Annotated in this window: 18 protein-coding genes; 12 read left to right on the top strand and 6 right to left on the bottom strand. The window is 58.7% G+C overall.

All coding sequences use genetic code 11. The features are described from left to right. Window positions 1-88: 88 nt before the first annotated feature. Window positions 89-808: a hypothetical protein gene (locus BLR16_RS01730; RefSeq protein WP_004417680.1), complete on the bottom strand. Its 720-nt coding sequence runs from the start codon at window positions 806-808 to the stop codon at window positions 89-91. 499 nt (window positions 809-1,307) lie between these two features. Between BLR16_RS01730 and BLR16_RS01735 the strand changes: the two genes are divergently transcribed. Both BLR16_RS01735 and BLR16_RS01740 read left to right on the top strand, forming a co-directional pair. After that, a complete protein-coding gene (locus BLR16_RS01735) occupies window positions 1,308-1,772 on the top strand; it encodes a DUF3429 domain-containing protein (protein ID WP_003433874.1) in 465 nt (154 codons plus the stop codon). Window positions 1,773-2,295: 523 nt separating this feature from the next. After that, a complete protein-coding gene (locus BLR16_RS01740) occupies window positions 2,296-3,132 on the top strand; it encodes a PhzF family phenazine biosynthesis protein (RefSeq protein ID WP_074806551.1) in 837 nt (278 codons plus the stop codon). Between the two features lie 205 nt (window positions 3,133-3,337). Here BLR16_RS01740 and BLR16_RS01745 read toward each other — a convergent pair whose 3' ends face one another. From BLR16_RS01745 to BLR16_RS01755, 3 genes are all read right to left on the bottom strand, one after another. Then, window positions 3,338-3,865 carry an NUDIX hydrolase gene (locus tag BLR16_RS01745; RefSeq protein ID WP_074806500.1) on the bottom strand — a complete coding sequence of 176 codons (528 nt, stop codon included), beginning with the start codon at window positions 3,863-3,865 and terminating at the stop codon, window positions 3,338-3,340. Between the two features lie 73 nt (window positions 3,866-3,938). Further along, a complete protein-coding gene (locus BLR16_RS01750) occupies window positions 3,939-4,409 on the bottom strand; it encodes an arsenate reductase ArsC (protein WP_074806498.1) in 471 nt (156 codons plus the stop codon). A 90-nt stretch (window positions 4,410-4,499) separates the two neighbouring features. Next, complete coding sequence (locus BLR16_RS01755; protein WP_042930937.1) at window positions 4,500-5,399, bottom strand: LysR family transcriptional regulator; 900 nt, start codon at window positions 5,397-5,399, stop codon at window positions 4,500-4,502. Between the two features lie 131 nt (window positions 5,400-5,530). Between BLR16_RS01755 and BLR16_RS01760 the strand changes: the two genes are divergently transcribed. The 10 genes from BLR16_RS01760 to BLR16_RS01805 all read left to right on the top strand — a co-directional run bounded on the left by BLR16_RS01760 (window position 5,531) and on the right by BLR16_RS01805 (window position 16,688). Continuing rightward, complete coding sequence (locus BLR16_RS01760) at window positions 5,531-6,823, top strand: CitMHS family transporter (protein WP_074806492.1); 1,293 nt, start codon at window positions 5,531-5,533, stop codon at window positions 6,821-6,823. Further along, window positions 6,824-8,188, top strand: a complete 1,365-nt coding sequence (locus tag BLR16_RS01765; protein WP_074806489.1) for an acyclic terpene utilization AtuA family protein — start codon at window positions 6,824-6,826, stop codon at window positions 8,186-8,188. It abuts the gene before it with no gap. Beyond that, the gene (locus tag BLR16_RS01770; RefSeq protein ID WP_060707809.1) at window positions 8,185-8,505 is read left to right on the top strand and encodes an AtuA-related protein; all 321 of its coding nucleotides are present in this window, start codon (window positions 8,185-8,187) and stop codon (window positions 8,503-8,505) included. Before BLR16_RS01765 ends, BLR16_RS01770 begins: the two co-directional genes overlap by 4 nt. A gap of 331 nt (window positions 8,506-8,836) precedes the next feature. Then, a complete protein-coding gene (locus BLR16_RS01775; RefSeq protein ID WP_042930935.1) occupies window positions 8,837-9,574 on the top strand; it encodes a FadR/GntR family transcriptional regulator in 738 nt (245 codons plus the stop codon). Then, a complete protein-coding gene (locus tag BLR16_RS01780) occupies window positions 9,571-10,587 on the top strand; it encodes an ABC transporter ATP-binding protein (protein ID WP_074806486.1) in 1,017 nt (338 codons plus the stop codon). The genes BLR16_RS01775 and BLR16_RS01780 overlap by 4 nt, the downstream gene beginning before the upstream one ends. Continuing rightward, window positions 10,584-11,717, top strand: coding sequence for an ABC transporter ATP-binding protein (locus tag BLR16_RS01785; protein ID WP_092194065.1), 1,134 nt, complete (start codon window positions 10,584-10,586; stop codon window positions 11,715-11,717). Before BLR16_RS01780 ends, BLR16_RS01785 begins: the two co-directional genes overlap by 4 nt. After that, window positions 11,714-13,216: an ABC transporter substrate-binding protein gene (locus BLR16_RS01790; protein ID WP_003435281.1), complete on the top strand. Its 1,503-nt coding sequence runs from the start codon at window positions 11,714-11,716 to the stop codon at window positions 13,214-13,216. Before BLR16_RS01785 ends, BLR16_RS01790 begins: the two co-directional genes overlap by 4 nt. A 28-nt stretch (window positions 13,217-13,244) precedes the next feature. Beyond that, on the top strand, window positions 13,245-14,189 hold the full coding sequence (locus BLR16_RS01795; protein ID WP_003435284.1) for an ABC transporter permease: 945 nt from the start codon (window positions 13,245-13,247) through the stop codon (window positions 14,187-14,189). Next, a complete protein-coding gene (locus BLR16_RS01800) occupies window positions 14,189-15,061 on the top strand; it encodes an ABC transporter permease (protein ID WP_003370958.1) in 873 nt (290 codons plus the stop codon). Before BLR16_RS01795 ends, BLR16_RS01800 begins: the two co-directional genes overlap by 1 nt. Window positions 15,062-15,092: 31 nt before the next feature. Then, entirely contained in the window at window positions 15,093-16,688 is a 1,596-nt protein-coding gene (locus BLR16_RS01805) for a gamma-glutamyltransferase family protein (RefSeq protein ID WP_161437848.1), read from the top strand. Window positions 16,689-16,783: 95 nt separating this feature from the next. Here the strand turns inward: BLR16_RS01805 and BLR16_RS01810 are convergent, their stop codons facing one another. Both BLR16_RS01810 and BLR16_RS01815 read right to left on the bottom strand, forming a co-directional pair. After that, window positions 16,784-18,178, bottom strand: coding sequence for a PepSY-associated TM helix domain-containing protein (locus BLR16_RS01810; RefSeq protein WP_074806474.1), 1,395 nt, complete (start codon window positions 18,176-18,178; stop codon window positions 16,784-16,786). Window positions 18,179-18,286: 108 nt separating this feature from the next. After that, window positions 18,287-18,697 carry a DUF2946 family protein gene (locus BLR16_RS01815; protein ID WP_054080930.1) on the bottom strand — a complete coding sequence of 137 codons (411 nt, stop codon included), beginning with the start codon at window positions 18,695-18,697 and terminating at the stop codon, window positions 18,287-18,289. Between the last annotated feature and the right edge of the window lie 354 nt (window positions 18,698-19,051).

Genomic DNA, 19,051 nt, shown 5'->3' on the forward strand with positions numbered 1-19,051 from the left:
GGTTTGGCCGGAAGCAATGACCTTGCTCGGAATTTCGCCAAGACGTCAAATGCAATGGCCAAGGAAAATTAACCAGTAATGGTTTTCTTTAGTTATCCTCGCCAGCGATCACGATATGGCTATGTTCATCAGCATCATTGATTCTGCTAGAGCCTCTTCCAGTCAGATCAAACGAGATTACCAAGCCTGGCCGCATGTCTTTTGGTCCGTCAGTCTTGCTGTTGCTGAAATGGCCGGCACCGCCCCATACGATACTTTTGTTCGCGCAGACAGCGGAGGCCTCTCTTGTAGCCGCCGCATCCCAAGCTACATTCAAAGCTAGCCTCTTTTTCATGTACAAAATTTTTTGCATCGGCGTTTTAGGCTGATCTATCGCCATTTTCCTATCAATTCCAGAAACATAAATCCCTGCACGATGAGCACTGCACAGCGCCTCAGAAACCTTGTCTAGCCAAGCGTCTCCGTGTCGCCCCCATGATGCTTCCAGAAAGTGTTTGACAGCGCTTTTTCCATCGCTCAATGCTTCTCTGAACGCGGCGCCATCGGAGTGCTTTACAAACTCTACCGCCAGGTGGTCGACGCCTGCATTTTTAAGTTTTGCAGCGGACTCGGTTATTAGTTTAGGTATGAAAAGCTTACCGTGCTCATCACCAATGTACACAAGGTTGTTGTCACTGGCTGCGCCTACTAGCGTATCAACGGGCCCACCCCTTGGAGGCCTGACATTTATACTGGGGTTGATACCTGCCGATGAGCTGCCTGAACTGACATAGCTGGTCGGGCTGGATGATGAAATTCTATTTAGCATATTATGTCCTTCGTTGTTCGAATTACGTTAGCTGGGAGTGTCGCTACCACATCGAATGTCACGCACCAAAGGGTTCCAGACATCACCGTCGTTTAAGTGGCTCATACTGGCTTGTCAGTTCCCTGATATCTGAAGGCCATAAGATTTGCTTTATTGCGCACGTGAAAGAGCAACGATGGTGGCGCGCAACGACGGGCAAAAGCACGGAAAGCAGGAGTTTTTCTGCTGCCAGGGCTCATGAGATGACTCCGTCAGCAAGTAGCAAACTGATTGCACGCCTTGAAGATCAACGCTGGGGTTTGATCTGGATAGGCCGGGCAGGGGGCCGATGCGGAATCTCGTTCAATTTGCCCAAATGGTCACTGCTCTCGGCTCAATCACGATATGGGGTTACCCTGAAGACCGGGTCATAAGGCGGGGCCCACCTGCCATCAATGTATCGCTCAAGCGGGGCTTTTGGGCCTACAGTCTTGAGTGTCGCTCACTGCAAGGAATACACATGAACGCGTTGCCTTCAACCTCTCTGCCAAAGCCCATCAGCCTGCTGGGTTATGGCGGTCTTTTGCCGTTTATTTCTCTGGCGCTGCTGATCCCGTTCTCTGGCGACTATCGGCCGCTGTTTGCGATTGCGCTTGTTAACTATGGAGCCGTCATCCTGAGCTTCGTCGGCGCCTTGCACTGGGGCTTCGCCATGACCGCGCAAGACATGAAAGCCGAGCAGCGCAGCGGCCGGTTCATCTGGAGTGTCATCCCTGCACTTATTGCCTGGATTGCCACGTTACTGCCAATGCCATTGGGTTGCTTGCTGCTGGTCATCGGCTTTGTTGTCCACTTTTGGCAGGACAGACTGCTCTTGCGGGTTATAAGCTTGCCCGGCTGGTACCTTCCTATGCGATTACGGCTTACCGCTGTGGTTAGCATCTGCCTGCTGCTTGCAGCGATGGTTGAGGCGCTTCATTTATGAAGCCTCTCACAATCATTCGCCGATGCAGCGTCAGCAAGCACAGAGGGAGGTCGAGGCATCGGGGTTCATGAAAGGGAGGTAAGGATTGGTGAAAGCGGCTACACATATACAGACATAGAAACACACATAATTTAACATAATATACATTATGCGTAACAAGATGTTGCGCGATCTTGGCAGTGCCGAGCGCATTTCCGCAGGAAAAGGCTCCTGTCGACACATGCCAACCAGCCTCGAATCAATCCTGAGTGAAACCGCCACGCACATTGATCTATCACGAAGCTAAAAACACTGAGCGAGCCCGGCGCTGTATCGAGTTGCTTTATCCGTGATGGCTACGCAGCGCTGTCGCGATGACTCGGTTGTACCCATTAACAACAATGGGGTCGAGAACCAGATCCAATCATGGGCTCCTGGACTCAAGAACTGGCTCTTCGCCGGGGCGTTCGTGCGGCTATGTGGACACTATCCTGCGATGTATTTAGGGTTACCTTTCCCACGGAACCCGACCGACGAGCGCTTTATGCCCAATACACTGAGTTTTCACCAGGTTGATGTATTCGCCAGTAAGCCCCTGGAAGGCAATGCCCTGGCAGTCGTAAGCGACGCTGATGATCTGACCACCGAACAAATGGCCGCGTTCGCACGTTGGACAAACCTTAGCGAGACGACATTTCTCATGCGTCCTACCCATCCTGATGCGGATTATCGTGTACGTATCTTTACTCCAATCCGTGAACTTCCTTTCGCTGGCCACCCTACTTTAGGCAGCTGTTACGTGTGGCTGGGGGATCATGGTTTTTCGCAAAGTAAAGAAGTCGTTCAGGAGTGTGGTGCAGGTTTAGTTCACATCCGCCGCGACGGCCCTCGTTTGTCTTTCGCGGCACCACCGTTGCTACGTGGAGGCGCGGTTGAAGACGATGTTTTGCACCGCATCATCGATGGATTGGGTGTTGCACCTGACCGTATTATTGCGAGCCAATGGGCAGACAACGGCCCGGGCTGGGTTGTGGTAATGCTGCGCACGCGTGAAGAATTGTTGGCAATACATCCAGACTATGCAGCACTGAATGGGTTAAACGTAGGGGCCTTTGCGCCTTGGGTCGGGCGAGATGCAGAAGCTGATATCGAAGTTCGAGCCTTCATTAGCAACAGGTCTGCCGAAGACCCTGTTACTGGTAGCCTTAATGCCAGCCTTGCCCAATGGCTAATACCCGCCGGGCTAATGCCAAAACGATATACCGTCAGCCAAGGTACGGCGTTGGGACGTCGCGGACGAATTCAGGTAGAACAGATCGGTGAAGGCATCTGGGTTGGTGGTGAAGTTCAAAAATGCATTACCGGCCAAGTCTCTTTTTAGCAGATGATTAAAATCAGGTTGAGTCAGCGAGCTTTTGATGACGATCTACCAAGGAACGTGAGACTCATATTCGCCTGCAGAACAACCGCCCTCGCCCAACCTTAAAGTCCCTGAGATTAATAACTCAACTAAACAGTCATTTAGTTGAGTTATCAATCCCCCCCCCACAAGCGCCCCTCCTGCACTTGACCCAGACATAAAATACTCACCGATTGACGACCAACTCCGAGACGACTTTTCTCAGCATTAAGGTCTCGCGTTGTATGGACTGCCCCATCGAAGACTCCTGACGCTGCATAACAGCCTCATTATGAGCGATGGCTTCAGTTACGCTGATCCAGACGGGCCGCATGCCATTGGCTATTTCATGGCTTTCCATTCTAACGGGCTCTAATTGGTGCGCGACTTCGCACAGATAAAAATGTGAGGTCATGTGCATCAGATCATACTGGGGCTTCCAATAGGGCCGGTATTCTTCGATGTAACCATAATGCTGGAGCACCTGAATTTCGCGAGCGCCCGTCTCTTCTTCAAGTTCACGCTTCAACCCTGTAACAACGTCCTCGTCTGCATCAAGGCCGCCTCCAGGAAAGCTGAAGTCGTTATAGCGTTCAGTGAACAGTAAAAGTATTTTCTCATCCCTCAATACGATGCCGCGTGCCGCATGGCGTCTGAATATTCTGCCCTGTGTGGACTTCAGTTCGGGATGAATGATTTCGGTAATGAGCTGCATGGGATCTTCATTTCGAGTGAGCTGGAGAATTCGAAGCAGTTGTCAGCCTGGTCGTAGCAACCTTTATTGCTCTTCAAAGCGAACCTATACGATCAAATTCGGCCTTGAGCTGGTCGGTGCTGATGGCCTCCAGTGGCAACGCAAGAAACGCTGTCACACGCTCGCGAATTTTGGCGAGTGTACTTTCAAACGCTGCGGTGATCTGCGCTTCCGACCCGGAGACTTCGGAAGGATCAGCCAGCCCCCAATGCGCCTTCAGGGCAGGCCCGAAGAAGATCGGGCAGGTTTCACCTGCAGCCCTGTCACAGACGGTGATCACGATATCTGGAGGCGAGCCTTCAAAAACGTCCGAAGCCTTGCTGCTAAGGCCTGCGGTGGAAATACCTGCTGCTTCCAGGGTTCGCAAAGCCTGTTGATTTACCTGGCCACTGGGAAAACTGCCCGAGCTGACTGCCTCCAGACCTGGATGCGCCAGATGGTTGAAAAGCGCCTCAGACAGAATGCTGCGGCAGCTGTTGTGGGTGCACATGAACAATACTTTCATCGTTGCATACCTTGAGTCAGAAACCGGGACGCAATGCCGAGACACCCGTCTTTCTTCTATCCCATCCTATTCCATTCGTATAACAGGAAATCAATGGCTGGGATCGCCGAGCGTGCGCAGCCCCTCCAGCAACCGAACAAATTCGACAACAGCTGGGGCCATTGTGTGCTCCGTACGGGTAATGAGCCCGATTTGCCGAACAACACCCGGATGATCAACTGGCACCTTGCTCAGGTCTCCCCGCCCATCGTCCGCTGACTCCGGAAGAAGTGTAACGCCCTGCCCCTGCCTGACCAACGCCAGCACGGTAGACATGTAATTGGCTTCCAGCCCCGCAGATAAAGGCAGTTGCTCGTCAGCAAACACTCGCTCGACCAAATCGCGAACGCTGCTTTCCCTGCCGGTAAGAACGATCGGAAAAACAGCTATCTCGTCCAGTCTCACCGTCGGACGCTTTGCCAGTGGATGGTCTTTTGGGGCGAACAGGCACAACCGGTCTTCCAATATCGCGTTGAACTCCAGCCCATGAGTGGGCCGAGCCTGTACGCCTAATCCGAAATCCACTTCGCGCTCCATGACAAGCGTGTCGATGCGTTGCGCGACGACATCTCGCAGTCTGACCTCGACACCGGGAAACCGCTCGCGGAACGTCTTCAACACGACAGGCAGTACACCGGAACACAGCGATGGCAAGGCGGCGATGGTGATCAAGCCGCGTCGTGAGGCTGCAATATCCCGCGCAGCAGTAACGATGTTGTCCAGATCCAACAGCAGTTTTTCCATGGGTAAACGCGCATTTTGCCCGGCGCCGGTCAAGCAGACATGACGCGGGCTTCGTTCCAGCAAGGCAACGCCAAGCCAATCTTCCAGTTGCTGGATTTGTACGGTCAGTGCAGACGGCGACAAGTTGAGAGCAGCTGCGGCCTTGGAAAAACTGCCGGTCTGAGCGACTGACAGAAAGGCGCGGATGTGCTGGATCGAATTCTTCATTTTGTTTTTCCGAACAAGACCCACTGAATATTTCAATTCACAGAGCATAGCGTCGTTGTTATTACTCTTGCAAAACAACAAGAGGGTGTCTCGTCGCTGCCGCGCACAGGGATGCCAAAGAGGATCTGCCCATGCTCGCCACACTCGGTGTGATAACCATCCTTGCCATGCTCGTCAGTATTATGAGCAAACGCATATCTCCCCTGGTTGCATTGATCGCCCTCCCGATCATCGCCGCCCTCCTCGCTGGTTTTGGTCTGCAAACCAGTGGTTTCATCATCACAGGCATCAAGAACGTTGCGCCTGTAGTCGGGATGTTTGTATTCGCCATCCTCTTCTTCGGCATCATGACGGATGCCGGCATGCTCGATCCGATCATCGATCGCATCCTCAAACGGGTCGGTACACGGCCGACCCGCATCGTCATGGGCACCGCACTGCTGGCGCTGTTGGTGCATCTGGACGGCTCCGGCGCGGTGACCTTTCTCGTGACCATTCCGGCAATGCTGCCGTTGTATACGCGGCTGGGCATGGATAAACGCATACTGGCCTGCGTCACGGCGATGGCTGCGGGTGTCAACTTCCTGCCCTGGACGGGTCCGGTGTTGCGCTCCTCCGCAGCCCTTCACGTGCCGGTTTCGGATCTGTTTCAGCCGCTCATTCCGGTGCAGATCGTCGGACTGATCTTCGTCTTCACCTGCGCGTTCTTCCTGGGACAGCGTGAAGAGCGACGCCTGGGCCTGGGTCCTGACAATCTCGATGTAAAACCCCACCAACGCGTGCTCAGTGATGCCGAGCGTGAACTGCGCAAGCCTCGGTTGTTCTGGATCAACCTGCTGCTGACGCTGGTGGTGATGGGCGTAATGATCGCGGGGGTTGTCGATCCGGTGGTGATGTTCATGCTCGGCACCGTGATTGCCTTGTGCATCAACTATCCTGCCGTGGACGCACAACGGGCACGCATCGACGCACACGCCAAAACGGCCCTGACCATGGCCAGTATTCTGCTTGCTGCCGGGGTATTCACAGGCATCATGCAGGGCACCGGGATGCTGAAGGCCATGGCAGAAGTGGCCGTAGGCCAGATCCCGGCCGGGCACGGCAAGCTGATCCCGGTCGTCGTAGGCTTTCTATCCATGCCCTTGAGCCTGCTCTTCGATCCGGACTCCTTCTACTTCGGCATCATGCCCGTGGTCGCCGAGGTCGGCAAAGCGCTCGGCGTTGACCCGATGCAGGTCGCGCAGGCGTCGCTGCTTGGCGTGCATACCACCGGCTTCCCGGTCAGCCCGTTGACGCCAGCGACCTTTCTGCTGGTCGGCCTGTGCAAGATCGAACTGGCTGACCACCAGCGTTTCACTATCCCTTTCCTGTTTGCGGCCTCGGTCATCATGACCCTGACCGCTATGGTCATAGGAGTTTTCTGAATGAAAACAATACGGATTGGTTCAGGAGCCGGTTATTCCGGCGACCGCATCGAGCCGGCGATCGAGCTGGCCGAGCATGGGCAACTGGATTACCTGGTATTTGAATGCCTCGCAGAACGTACCATTGCACTGGCACAGCAGTCGCGTCTGGCAGACCCATCAGCAGGCTACGATCCATTGCTGAGCGAGCGCATGCGCCGGGTCTTGCCTTTTGTGGGCAACGGCGTTGACGGTACGCGCCGCCGCTTGCGAATCATCACCAACATGGGCGCTGCAAATCCGCTTGGCGCCGCTAGTGAAATACGCCGGATAGCGGCAGAACTGGGCTTGAACGGCTTGAAAGTCGCAGCCCTGACAGGCGATGACGTACTCGCAGCCCTGCTGCAACAGCCCGATCAAACCCTCGACAACGGCAGGTCTCTGCGATCCCTCGGCGACAGGCTCATCTCGGCCAATGCCTATCTGGGCGCGGAAGGAATCATCCAGGCCTTGCGCGCCGATGCTGACGTGATCGTTACCGGAAGGGTCGCTGATCCCTCACTGTTTCTCGCACCGCAAATGTTCGAGTTCGGCTGGGCCGAGGACGCATGGGCATTGCTGGGCCGCGGAACCCTGGTCGGGCATTTGCTCGAATGTGCCGGCCAGGTCAGCGGCGGCTATTTCGCGGATCCTGGTGTTAAAGACGTCCCAGACCTCGACCGTCTGGGCTTCCCGCTGGCCGAGATAGATGCGGCAGGCAACGCCGTCATCAGCAAAGTGGCAGGCTCCGGTGGCCGCATTGATACCGCCACCTGCACCGAGCAAATGTTGTACGAAGTGCATGACCCTGCCGCCTATCTGACGCCGGATGTCAGCGCGGATTTTACCGATGCTGCCTTCGAATCCGTCGCCAGAGACGAAGTGCGCGTTCAGGGGGCGGACGGACACGCACGTCCCGCGACGCTGAAGGTGTCAGTAGGTTTTCTGGATGGCTGGATCGGCGAAGGACAAATGTCCTACGGCGGCCCCGGCGCGCTGGCTCGCGGACAATTGGCGAAGGACATCGTACTCAAACGCCTGGCCCTGACAGGCGTGGTATGTGAGGACATTCGAGCCGAACTGATCGGCGTTAACGCCTTGCATGGAGGTCACCTGGGAGCGCGCGCCGAGGGCGAGCCCTGGGAAGTACGCCTCCGGGTGGCCGCGCGTTGCGTGGACAAAAACGATGCAATACGCGTCGGCAATGAGGTGGAAACCCTCTACACCAACGGCCCGTACGGCGGCGGCGGTGCGAGCAAGTCAGTCCGCCAGGTAGTCGCGGTGGCGTCGTTGTTTGTGCCGAGAGACCAGGTCAACCTGCACGTACATCTGGAGGATCTGGCATGAACACCACCAAATTGCGGGACATCGCTCATACACGTACCGGTGACAAGGGTGACGTCTCCAATATCTCCATCGTTGCCTTTCGCATCGACGATTATCCACGTCTGGCTGAGCTGCTGACGGTGCAACGGGTCACTGAACACTTTGCCGAACTGCTGGATGCAAATGGACCACCCGTACGGCGCTACGAACTGCCACGTGTTGGTGCGCTCAACTTCGTCCTGCCCGGCATCCTGCGTGGCGGGGTCACGCGGTCACTGGCGCTCGATGCCCACGGCAAGGCTCTGGGGGCCGCACTGCTCGATCTGGCCCTGGAATGACGAGCGGCTTAGCGCGAGGCGGCACATCGGTCGCGCACCTAGCGGTGCACTTTGGCGCACCCTGCACGCATTGATGCAACAAATCCGTACCCGCTGAAAAATTGGTTCACTCAACGGCGAACCAATCCCCTTGCCATGCCGCGGACCAACCCGGCGGACCTTTGAACATTGGCCCGCCAGGCTTGATCCGCGACAGTGGCTGGCCCTCTTGCCCGGCAAAATTGACCGAACCAATTTTCATTGGCATCGCTCTTGCACCACCCCTTATGCCTGGAACCCCTGCCTGCGGGCAGCTCAGGGCATCTTTTTTCGGTCTGGCGCGAGTACCATGATGCAAAGGTTCGACCCTGACATCCCCATCGACAACTCTTCGAAACTGGCGCTGGATGCGTTGCGCCAGATCGTTGCCCAGCATGCGGCCTTCCCCCAGCGGGCATTGCCTACAGAGCGGGATCTGGCGGCCGATTTCGGGGTCAGCCGACGCGCAGTTCGTCGCGCCCTGTCGGTGCTGGAAGCCGAAGGCCAGGTCTGGCGCCGGCAAGGTAAAGGGACATTTGTCGGACCGACGCCACCCAGTGCCGCCATGAGCTTCGCGCGGCTTTCCGGCCGGACCAATTTCACCGAGGTCATGGAAGCGCGCCTGCACCTGGAGCCAGCGCTTGCCTCACTGGCGGCGGTACGGGCCAGTGGTGAACAGATGGCGATTCTGCGCCGCCTTGCCGAGCGCACCACTCGCCAGCAGGTCGCCGAGCAGACCGATGCCGAAGGCATCGAGCTGTGGGACAGCGCCCTGCACCGTGCCATTGCCGAAGCCGCGGGTAACCGGCTGATGCTGGACATCTTCGAAATGCTCGATGCGATCCGTCTGGACCCCGCCTGGCGAGACTTGCGTCACCGGGCGCGCAATGCCGACCGCCTCGACACTTACAGCCACGATCACGACGACATTGTCAGCGCCATTGAAAGCCGCGATCCGATCAAAGCCGCCACCGCCATGCGCGGCCATTTACGTGCGCTGCAACAGGCCCTGAACACCGTCATTAACCAAGACCTGGAGGCCAGCCTATGAGCGCCACTGCCCACCTCACAGAAAACGGCGACGGCACGGTGCTCAGCATCAGCGACCTGACCATCCGCTTTGCCGGTGCGCCCGCCAATGTTGTCGACGGCGTGTCGTTTTCCGTCAAGCGCGGCAAGACCCTGGCCATCGTCGGCGAGTCCGGCTGCGGCAAGAGCGTGACCTCAATGGGCCTGATGGGCCTGTTGCCGACGACGGCCAAGGTAGACGCCAGCGACTCGCTACTGATCGATGAAGCCTTGCTGGGCATGTCCGAAGAGCGCCTGCTGGATGTGCGCGGCAACCGCATGGCGATGATCTTCCAGGAGCCGATGACCTCCCTCAATCCGGTCTTCACCATCGGTGAGCAGATCGCTGAAAGCGTGATGCGTCATCAGGGCCTTTCAGACAAGGCTGCCCGCCAGCGGGCTCTGGACATGCTGGAAAAGGTCCGCGTACCGGACGCTCGCCAGCGGCTGGACGCCTACCCACATGAACTCTCGGGTGGCATGCGGCAACGGGCCATGATTGCCATGGCGCTGGCCAATGACCCAGCGCTGATCATCGCGGATGAACCGACGACTGCGCTGGACGTGACCATTCAAGCACAAATCCTCTCGCTGATAGCCAACCTGCAGACCGAGACCGGCACAGCGATGATTCTGATCACCCACGATCTGGGTGTAGTCGCCGAAGTCGCCGATGACGTCATGGTCATGTACGCCGGGCGTGTCGTGGAAAGCGGCCCGGTGAAAACCCTGTTCGACGATCCGCAGCATCCGTACACCATCGGCCTGATGGGTTCGATGCCCTCGATCGGCCCTCGTGAAGGTCGTTTGGCGACCATTAACGGCCGGGTGCCGACGCCGGCAGAAATGCCGGGCGGTTGCCGTTTCGCCGGGCGCTGCCCGTTCGTGATCCAGCGATGCCGAGACGAACGCCCGCCGCTGCTTGAGTTGTCTCCCGGACACTTCGCCGCGTGCATCCGTGCGCCTTTGGAACAGCATGTGGGAGTCAGTGCGTGAACCTTTCCAGATCAGACATCGCCGGGCGCGTCAGCCCCGACAGCAACGCGCAGAAACCCATTCTGGAAGGCATCGGCCTGAGCAAGCACTTTACCGTGCAAAGCGGCCTTTTGCAGCCGAAGAAGCCGCCGGTACAGGCTGTCAATGAGGTCAACCTGTCAGTCCGCAAGGGCGAGACGCTGGCATTGGTAGGCGAGTCCGGCTCGGGTAAATCCACCCTTGGCCGCTTGCTGCTCAACCTGCTGCAACCGACTGCGGGCGACGTGATTTACGAGGGCCGCAACCTGGCCAACCTGACGCCGGAAAAACTGCGTCAGGTACGCCGTGACTTACAGATCATCTTTCAGGACCCGTTCGCCTCGCTGAATCCACGCATGACCGTGGAATCCATCGTTGGCGAACCGATCTGGCTGCACAGCCAGGCCAGCCGTAGCGACCGTCAGGCTAAAGTCGCCGAGTTGTTGCGCACGGTAGGTCTGGCTCCGGAACACGGCGGTCGGCATCCCCATGAATTCTCCGGCGGTCAGCGCCAGCGCATCGGCATTGCCCGCGCCCTGGCTTCCGAGCCGCGCTTGATCCTCGGTGACGAGCCGGTCTCGGCGCTGGACGTTTCAGTGCAGGCGCAAGTGGTCAACCTGCTCGAAGACCTCAAGCATCAATTCGGCCTGACCCTGGTGATTGTTGCCCATGGCCTGGCCGTGATTCGCCATATGAGCGACCGCGTGGCGGTGATGTACCTGGGTGAAATCGTCGAACTGGCGCCGGTCGACGCGCTGTTCGAAAACCCTTTGCACCCTTATACCCAGGCGCTGATGGCCGCTGTGCCGGTCAGCCACCCTGACCTGCGCCAGCCGCGTCCGCTCCTCGGCGGCGATATGCCCAGCCCCAGCCGCCCGCCTTCGGGTTGCCGCTTTCATACCCGTTGCCCGCACGCCCGTGCGCTGTGCAAGGACGCTGCGCCGGTCATGGAAACAGTCGAGGCCGAACGCCAGGTCGCCTGCCACTTCTGGCGTGAAATCGCCAACGCAGGCAGCGCCACGCTGATCCTTCCGACACCCAGCGCTGCCTACACCCAGCGCCTGAATCTGTTCAAGCATCATCAATCCCTTGCAGTGGAGAGCCAGCCATGAAAATCGCACGCGTCGTGACAGGAACATTGTTATTGCTGGCCGCCAACGCTGCCTTTGCCGAATCGACGTTGCGCATCGGCATTCAGGACGATCCCGATGTGCTTGATCCGCATCGTTCGCGCACCTACTCCGGCCGCCTGGTCTACACCGCGCTGTGCGACAAACTGGTGGACGTCAACCCGGACCTGACCTACTCGCCGCAACTGGCCACCGCCTGGAACTGGAGCGAAGACGGTAAAACCCTGACCATGACGTTGCGCGAAGGCGTGACGTACCACGATGGCGAACCTTTTGATGCCGCCTCGGTGAAGTTCAACCTCGACCGCGCCCGCACCCTCCCCGACTCGCTGCGCAAAAGCGAGCTGGCCTCGGTGGACAGCGTCGAGGTGATAGACGCAAAAACCGTCGCCATCAAGCTCAAGCAGGCCGATGCCACGCTGGTTTCACAGCTGTCTGACCGCGCCGGAATGATGCTCGCGCCGAAAGCTGCGCAAGGCGAATTCGCCGCCAACCCGGTCTGCTCCGGCCCTTACAAATTCGTGCAGCGCGTGCAGCAGGATCGAATCGTGCTGGAGCGTTTTGACAAGTACTGGAATAAACAGGCTTATCACTTCGACAAAGTGGTGTTCCTGCCGATTCCGGATACATCGGTGCGCCTGGCCAACCTGCGCTCCGGCGACCTGGACATCATCGAGCGTGTTGCACCAACCGATGTGAAAACGGTCAAGGGTGACAGCAAGCTGGCGATCTACAACACACCCGGCCTGGGCTACATGCAACTGATGTTCAACATCGGCAACGGTGAAAAAGCCAACTCGCCGATGGGTAAGGACAAGCGCGTACGCAAAGCCTTTGAGCTGTCCATCGACCGCGATGCTATCAACCAGGTGGTGTTCGAGGGTCTGTACGCGCCAAGCGCTCAGCCGTTCCCGAAAAACAGCCCGTATTACGACAAGGACCTGCCGATCCCGGCTCGCGATATCGAGAAAAGCAAGGCGCTGCTGGCTCAGGCCGGTGTGAAGCTACCATTGGCGGTGGACCTGAAAGTGGCCAACAACCCCATCGCACAGCAGGTCGGGCAGATCATTCAGGCCATGGCTGAAGAAGCAGGCTTCAAGGTCAACCTGATTGCCACTGAATACGCGACGATGCTCAGCGAACAGGCGAGCGGCAACTTCCAGATCGGCATGAGCGCCTGGTCAGGCCGCCCCGATCCGGACGGCGATATCCATCAGTTCGTGACCTGCAAAGGCGGCCAGAACGACGGTAAATACTGTAACGCCAGGCTCGACGAACTGCTCAACAAGGCGCGCACCGTGAACGACGTTGCACAACGCCAGGCGCTGTACAACGAAGCGCTGCGTTTGTTGACCGATGAAGTACCGACCGTCTACCTGTATTTCGACCCGCGAATCATTGCCATGCGTAACAACGTGACCGGTTTCGTCCCTAACCCGGACGGTCTGATTCGTCTGAACAATGTCGCGTTCAAGCCATGACTGACGGGCGCACCTGCGAGGTTCCGGTATGCTGATGTTCATCCTGCGACGCCTGCTCAGCTCGATACCGACGCTGATTCTGGTTTCGCTGTTCGTCTTCACCCTGCAGAAGCTGCTGCCGGGTGACCCGGTGCTGGCCATGGCCGGGGAAGAACGCGATCCAGCGGTCATGGAATACCTGCGCGACAAATACCGGCTCGATGACCCGATCCCGTTGCAGTACCTCAACTGGGTCGGCAACGTGCTGACCGGCGACCTGGGAACATCGCTGCGCACCGAGCAACCGGTGACCACGCTGCTGGCGTCGAAACTGCCGGTGACTATCGAACTGGCCGTGCTGGCCCTGCTGATTGCGCTGTTTATCGGCATTCCCACCGGAATCATTTCGGCGGTGCGCAAAGGCACTGCGGTGGATTACGGGGCCAACGTGGTGGCGCTGTCGGGGATTTCCATCCCGCACTTCTGGCTGGGCATTCTGCTGATCATGATCTTTGCAGTGAAACTGCAGTGGCTACCCGCCTCCGGCTTTGTGCCGATGGGTGAGGACTTCGGGCAAAACCTGAAGACCCTGATCCTGCCAGCGTTCGTACTGGGTGCCGGGCTTTCCGGGATTCTCATGCGCCACACCCGCAGCGCCATGCTGGAAGTCCTGCGTGCTGACTACGTCCGCACCGCACGGGCCAAGGGATTGTTCCCGCGCACGGTGATTCTCAAGCATGCGTTGCGCAACGCATTGATGCCGATCATCACCCTCACGACACTGCTGTTCGGTGAGTTGCTCGGCGGTGCGGTGTTGACCGAGCAGGTATTCAGCATTCCGGGGTTCGGCAAGATGATTGTCGACGCCGTATTCAACCGTGACTACGCCGTGGTGCAAGGCGTGGTGTTATGTGTCGCGATTGGCTTCCTGATGTTGAACTTGCTGGCAGACGTGCTTTATCGCCTGATCAACCCACGCCTGAGGACTGCCTGATGACCGCTATCGCCAGCCTGTCGCACAGCGCGATCCTGCCCCGCAGTCGCTCGCCTTTTCTGAAAAAATTCCTGGCCAACAAAGGCGCAGTGATTGGCGCGGCAGTGTTGTTGCTGTTTGTCCTGGCCGCCGTTCTGGCGCCCTGGATTGCGCCTCATGACCCGCTCAAAGCCAACTTCCTCGCGGTACGCAAGGCACCTTCATTGATCTACTGGATGGGCACCGACGAACTGGGGCGCGATTTATTCTCGCGTTTGCTGTATGGCGCACGCAGTTCGCTGCTGGCCGGTGGTGTTTCGGTGGCCATCGCCATGGTCATCGGCGTGCCGCTGGGCCTGCTGGCTGGGTACTTCGGTGGCAAGCTGGACATGATCATCTCGCAGGTCATGGAAGCGCTGTTGTCCTGTCCGTTTCTGGTGCTGGCCATCGCTTTGGGCGCCTTTCTCGGCCCCAGCCTGACCAACGCGATGATCGCCATCGGCCTGTCCGCGATGCCGATCTTTGCCCGCCTGACCCGCGGCCAGGTGCTGTCGATCAAACACGAGGATTACCTCGAAGGTGCCCGCGCCATCGGTCTGCCGGATCGCTGGATCATCCTGCGTTACGTGCTGCCCAACGTGATGTCGCCGCTGGTGGTACAGGCCACATTGACCATCGCCTCGGCGATTCTGGCCGAGGCCAGCCTGTCGTTTCTCGGCCTGGGCCAGCAACCGCCGTCGCCGTCCTGGGGCTCGATGCTCAATACTGCGAAAAATTTCATGGAGCAGGCTCCGTGGATGTCGATTGCGCCAGGTGTGGCGATCTACATCACGGTCCTGTGTTTCAACCTGCTGGGTGACGGCCTGCGCGATGCGCTGGACCCCAAGGGCTAAACCTTTCGTCTTCTGCCAAAGAGAAACGCTTATGTTCGATGATCTGGATTACAACCAACCGTACGCGTCGGCCCGCTCGCCGGTGATGGGCAACAATATGGTCGCCTGCTCTCAACCATTGGCCGCTCAGGCCGGGCTGGACATGCTGCGCCGTGGCGGCAATGCGGTCGACGCAGCCATCGCCGCGGCCATGGTGCTGACGGTGGTAGAGCCCACCGGCTGCGGCATCGGCAGCGATGCCTTTGCCATCGTCTGGGACGGCAGCAAGCTGCAAGGCTTGAACGCTTCCGGCCGCGCGCCACAGGCCTGGACACCGGAATACTTCGAAGGCCAGAGCCAGATGCCGCAACGCGGCTGGCCTGCGGTCAGCGTGCCGGGTGCAGTGTCGGCCTGGGTGGAGCTTTCGGCACGCTACGGCAAACTGCCCTTCGCGACCCTGGCCGAACCGGCGATCGGCTACGCCCGCGATGGCTATCAGGTCACACCGATTATCGCCGAGCTGTGGAAACGCGGCGCGCATCTGCTCAAGGACCAACCGGGCTTTGCCGAGTGTTTCATGCCGGATGGCAAGGCCCCCATGGCCGGAGAGAAAATCCGGCTCAAGGACCATGCCCGCACGCTGGAACTGATCGCGCAGACCAAAGGCGAAGCGTTCTATCGCGGCGAACTGGCGCAAACAATCATCGCCCATGCCAACGCCAATGGCAGCGTGATGAGTCTCGACGACCTGGCGACGCACACTGTGGACTGGATCGACACCCTGTCAGTGCCATACGCAGGCGCTGTGGTGCATGAACTGCCGCCCAATGGCCAGGGCATTGCCACCCTTGCCGGCCTGACCATGCTCGAAGCACTGGGCGTCGGTAAACACCCGGTGGACAGCCTCGAGACGGTTCATCCGGTGCTGGAAGCAATGAAACTGGCCTTGGCCGACCTCGACGAACATGTCGCCGACAGCGAGCACATGCGCGTGCCCTCAGCCGATTTGCTGGGCCAGGCTTACCTGACGGAACGCGCAGGGCTGATCACCGATCAGGCTGCCAATCCCGGGCACGGCTCGCCAAAACCGGGTGGCACGGTGTACCTGTCGGCAGCGGATGAAAGCGGCATGATGATCTCGTTCATCCAGTCCAACTACATGGGCTTCGGTTCGGGTGTGGTGGTACCCGGTACGGGCATCAGCATGCAGAACCGCGGCGCGGGCTTCTCGCTGGAACCGCAGCACGTCAATTACGTCGCGCCGCGCAAACGCCCGTTCCACACCATCATCCCCGGTTTTGTCATGAATGCCGACGGCACGCCGCTGATGTCCTTCGGTTTGATGGGCGGCCCGATGCAGGCGCAGGGTCATTTGCAGATGATGATGCGCATCCTGCGCTACAAACAGAACCCGCAAGCCGCTGCCGACGCACCGCGCTGGAGGATCGAATCCGGCCTGAAAGTCGCCGTGGAGCGTGCGTTTGACCCCGAGGTGGTGAAAGCACTGCGCGCCAAGGGTCACGACATCGATGTCGAGGAGCCGAGCGGCGTGTTTGCCTTCGGCGGTGCGCAGATTATCCAGCGCACCGCGCATGGATACGTGGGCGGGACCGATCCGAGGAAGGACGGAACGGTCGCAGCGTATTGAGCGACCGCGATATCCGCTACTGACAAGCCATCGAGCAGACGGCCCTGGTCGGGAATCAGTTGCTCGATACGCTTGGTAATCCGCGCAACTAAGGGTTACACCTTGCCGTCGACCAAGGGTCTTGCGGCTCGCCGGTAGCCCAGTAGCGCGTCCAGGACGATAAAGCCCAGCAGACTCACGCCCAATACGGGCAGGGCAAAGCCAGTCAACACTGCGACCAGGATCAACGCCCATTGCGCGCCCGGATTCAATGAGCGCCAGAGACTCAAGAGCGTTGCCTGCTGATTGCGTGGTTGAGAAAGCGTTGGACGACGTCGCCACCACATCACATAACCCATGACGACCATGGCCGCCAGGCCACTGGCGAACACCACCAGCACCAATTGATTGGCCAGACCGAACAACACGCCCATGTGCGCATCAATGCCCCAGCGGGTCAGCTTGGCGGGCAGCGAATAGTCTGCAAACCTGACGTGATCGACCACTTCCAGTGTTTGCGGGTTGATCGACACGGCATCCACTTGCGTCGGCCAACTGCGATCTATCTCGCTGACCACCCACGCCTTGTCGCTGCTCGCGGATGGCCTGATCTCAACTTTGGCTGTATCGATATGCTCGGCACGCGCTCTGGCCAGAACGCTGTCAAACAAGGCAGGGTCCAGCACGGATGCCTGTGTCGTCGGCGCCATGTGCATATGGTGCTCGGCGTGCTCGTCCATGGGCATAGACATTGGCATCGCCGCCGATTCGCCCAGTGCGGTGGCCACACTTGGCGTTGACCAGCCATAGTAGGCACGCAGTACGCCAATGTTATCGCCAGCGTACTGTGACCACGTCAAACCGGTGGCCGAGAAGAACAGCAGCCCCAGCAACAGCCATACGCCGGTGGTTGCATGCCAGCGGCGCACGTTGCCGCGTTCACGACTCTGCCGACGACGGCGAACCGTCCACAGCACCAGACCGCCGAGCGCAGCCACCCACAGCCATGAGGCGGCCAGCTCGCTGTAGATCCTGCCGACATCGCCCAGCAGAAGGCCCCGATGAAACTGATCGATCCAGGTGCGTAGGGGTAGTACGCCACTGGTACCGTAGACCTTCATGTCGCCGCGAATTTCGCCACTCACCGGGTCCACGAACAGCGCTCGATGCTCTGATGGGCCAAAGCCCGGATCGCTGAACATGACCCGAGTGGTATCCCCTTCCCGGGGTGCCGGGCGCACTGCGGCAACGCTCAGGCCTGGACCTGCCGATGCCTGCGCGCGCTGGATCTGCGCCTGCAAGCTCATGGCAGGACCACGGCTGTCTGTGTGCAGCGCACGCGCATAGAGCGAATCTTCGATCTGCGGGGTCAGCGCATAGACGATGCCACTCAAGGCCGCGACCAGCATGAACGGACCGACGAATACGCCGATGTAAAAATGGAGCCTTTTCAGAAAGGCGACAAACGCCCCGGAAGGCCGTAGCTCCGGGCTTGAACAGGATGCAGACATAAGGACTCACCAACGTATAAACGCGCCCCGCCGGAATGACCTTCCGGCAGGCTGTAAAGACAATATCGGTTGTTCGTGCGAGCGATAATCACACGTCCACGATGGGCGCTACGGGGCCTGTGGATTGAGTCGCGGGAGGGAGTACCTTGGCAGGTTGCCGAGCCAGAGGTCGGGCAACACGAAACGAGAACGGCGGATACGGGTCAGCCAGCCCAGCGCCACGAAGAAAATCATCGCCAGCGTCAGCGTGCCGGCAAACGAACAGTCTCCCGACTGCGCCTTCATGCCGCCTGACATGTCCGTCTTTTTGGACGAGCCGTCCATGGACATGTGCATCGTGTGATGCCCACCGTGCATATCCGACATCCCATGGTCTGCATGGGAGACCGACGCCACTGCAGTGCCTGCAAAGGCGGCCATCATCTGGCCGTGACCGATGCTGCACGCAAGACCATTGAACAGGACAACTGCGTACAGTATCCAGGCAATGGGCGAGCAATGGGTTCGGAAGAAGTTCATGGCGGCTAATTTAACATCTCCAGCCGGAACTAGACAGAATGGGGTGTACAGATCGGCAGCCTTCGCAGGAGCGATAATCGCGGTGAAGCGGGTTATACGAGCCCGCCATGTGCTGGTGGACGCCAGGGCGCACCGCGTGGTTTCTTGCTTCGCTGCATCGAATGAACCTGGCAATTGCAGTCGAGCAGACAGTCGTTTTTAAATCCGTCGTTAAATACTTCGCCTGTACCCGCCACCTACAGGATCGTGCCAATGGACATAAGAGAACATGAAGTAAACCTTGAACACCTTGCAACAACCAGCACGCGTGCACTGAACCGTCTCGAACTTATAACGCCCCCAATCACACCTCGA

Source organism: Pseudomonas sp. BS3767 (assembly GCF_900099665.1).
GTDB lineage: Bacteria > Pseudomonadota > Gammaproteobacteria > Pseudomonadales > Pseudomonadaceae > Aquipseudomonas > Aquipseudomonas cerasi.